Annotated in this window: 1 rRNA gene (running past one end of the window); it reads left to right on the forward strand. The window is 53.7% G+C overall.

Features of this window, described 5'->3' with window-relative positions:
• Nucleotides 1-140 precede the first annotated feature (140 nt).
• Nucleotides 141-2073: ribosomal RNA gene (locus tag AC07UH_RS21385) — 23S ribosomal RNA — on the forward strand (it continues 961 nt past the right edge of the window).

The raw sequence follows: 2073 nt of genomic DNA on the forward strand, positions 1-2073 counted from the left end.
CTGGCTGAGATTATAATCATCCGCACCAAGAGGGTGTCCGTAAAGGACGCCTGGTAGAACCACGCTGCACTGCTCTGCCGAGTTTCGTGTCGCCGCCCGATGGGCGTCGAACCAGTGTTGTCGTTGGTGGTGTGGACTCTCAAGCGTGAGGTAAGGGCAATTCGTGGATGCCTTGGCATGTACAGGCGATGAAGGACGTGGCACGCTGCGATAAGCGTCGGTGAGCCGTGAGCAGGCATTGACCCGACGATTTCCGAATGGGGAAACCCACCTATCCGATTAATCTCGACCGTCGCCGCAAGGCGGCGAGCGGGGTTAGTTGGAAACAGGTATCACTTAGCTGAATAAAATAGGCTTCGTGAAGCGAACCCGGTGAACTGAAACATCTCAGTAGCTGGAGGAAAAGACATCAACCGAGATTCCGTTAGTAGTGGCGAGCGAACGCGGACCAGGCCAGTGCCGTTTATTCAACTAGCAGAAGCTTCTGGAAAGTAGCGCCATAGCGGGTGACAGCCCCGTATGCGAAAGTGATGTAAACGGACTCGAGTAGGGCGGAACACGTGTAATTCTGTCTGAACATAGGGGGACCACCCTCTAAGCCTAAATACTCGTACATGACCGATAGCGAACTAGTACCGTGAGGGAAAGGTGAAAAGCACCCCGATGAGGGGAGTGAAACAGTACCTGAAACGGATTGCCTACAAGCAGTTGGAGGGTCCTTGAGGCCTGACAGCGTACCTCTTGCATAATGGGTCTGTGACTTAATGTTTCAAGCAAGCTTAAGCCGTTAGGTGTAGGCGCAGCGAAAGCGAGTCTGAATAGGGCGACTGAGTTTGAAGTATTAGACCCGAAACCCGGCGATCTAGGCATGACCAGGATGAAGGTGCAGTAACATGCACTGGAGGTCCGAACCGATTAACGTTGAAAAGTTACCGGATGAGTTGTGTTTAGGGGTGAAAGGCCAATCAAGCCGGGAAATAGCTGGTTCTCCGCGAAAACTATTGAGGTAGTGCCTCGGATGGACACCCTAGGGGGTAGAGCACTGGATGGATGCGGGGGTCGCGAGATCTACCAACTCTAACCAAACTCCGAATACCTAGGAGTGATATCCGGGAGACAGACGGCGGGTGCTAAGGTCCGTCGTCAAAAGGGAAACAGCCCTGACCTACAGCTAAGGTCCCCAAGTTATCACTAAGTGGGAAAGCATGTGGAAATCCCAAAACAACCAGGAGGTTGGCTTAGAAGCAGCCATCCTTTAAAGAAAGCGTAACAGCTCACTGGTCTAAACAAGGGTTTCTGCGGCGAAGATGTAACGGGGCTCAAGTGATACACCGAAGCTTAGGGTGTGGATTTATCCACGCGGTAGCGGAGCGTTCCGTAAGCCTGTGAAGCGATCTGGTAATGGGTCGTGGAGGTATCGGAAGTGCGAATGCAGACATGAGTAGCGATAAAGAGGGTGAGATGCCCTCTCGCCGAAAGACCAAGGGTTCCTGCGCAAGGCTAATCCGCGCAGGGTGAGCCGGCCCCTAAGACGAGCCCGAAGGGGGTAGTCGATGGGAACCACGTTAATATTCGTGGGCCTGGTGGTGTGTGACGGATGGTGTGTGTTGTTCGGCCTTAACGGATTGGCCGGGCTTCGAAACTGTCCCAGGAAATAGCCCCACCGTATAGACCGTACCCGAAACCGACACAGGTGGTCAGGTAGAGTATACCAAGGCGCTTGAGAGAAGTGTCCTGAAGGAACTCGGCAAATTGCCTCCGTACCTTCGGAAGAAGGAGGCCCAACATAGGCGCAAGCTCTTGTTGGGGGCACAGGCCAGGGGGTAGCGACTGTTTAGCAAAAACACAGGGCTCTGCTAAGTCGGCTTCAAGACGACGTATAGGGCCTGACGCCTGCCCGGTGCCTGAAGGTTAAGTGGAGGGGTGCAAGCTCTGAAATGAAGCCCAGGTAAACGGCGGCCGTAACTATAACGGTCCTAAGGTAGCGAAATTCCTTGTCGGGTAAGTTCCGACCTGCACGAATGGCGTAACGACTTCCCCACTGTCTCCAGGACATGCTCAGCGAAATTGAAA

The organism is Sphingomonas sp. GW821-FHT04B01 (genome assembly GCF_059420425.1).